Annotated in this window: 1 protein-coding gene; it reads right to left on the reverse strand. The window is 45.9% G+C overall.

Going from position 1 to position 580, the window contains the following annotated elements; all coding sequences use genetic code 11:
- Positions 1 to 580: IS256 family transposase (locus tag ACFQU8_RS10490; protein ID WP_382359673.1), on the reverse strand; the 580-nt coding region annotated here is incomplete at both ends.

Below are 580 nucleotides of genomic sequence, written 5' to 3' on the forward strand. Positions count from 1 at the left end.
AAACTTGTTCCTCCAGCGATTCAAACATCTGCAGTAATTCAGGCTTTGCTTTTTTGAAGCCTCTGTGGCACCGCATACCGAACTTATGGTTATAATCTAAAAACTGGGTCACCAGGAAACGTTCCAGGGCATCTTCATTTGGAAATTGTTCTTTGCGTTTGACGTAGCGTTTGATTTCCTTGTTAAATCCTTCGATGAGGTTTGTTGTATAGATGCTGGATCGGATGGATGCCGGAAAATCATAAAACGTTAATAAGCGATCCTGTTTCATCACGGCATCGACAGCACGTGGATACGTCTTATGCCATTTGTTTTGAAATTGTTCCAGGGCATTTAAAGCATCCTGGCGGCTTTCAGCCTCATAGACAGCCCTGAAATCATCCAGAATGACGGCACGATCTTTCACACGTACTTTGTTAGCGATGTTGCGGGAAACATGAACGCAGCACACCTGATGTTTAGCCTTGGGATAGACACGATGCAGCGCATCCGTCATGCCGTTCAAGCCGTCCGAAATGAAAAGAAGGACGTGTTCAACACCGCGATCATATAAGCGCTGAACGAGCTCCTCCCACACCTC

Source organism: Lentibacillus kimchii (genome assembly GCF_042666895.1).
GTDB classification, from domain to species: Bacteria; Bacillota; Bacilli; order Bacillales; family Amphibacillaceae; genus Lentibacillus; species Lentibacillus kimchii.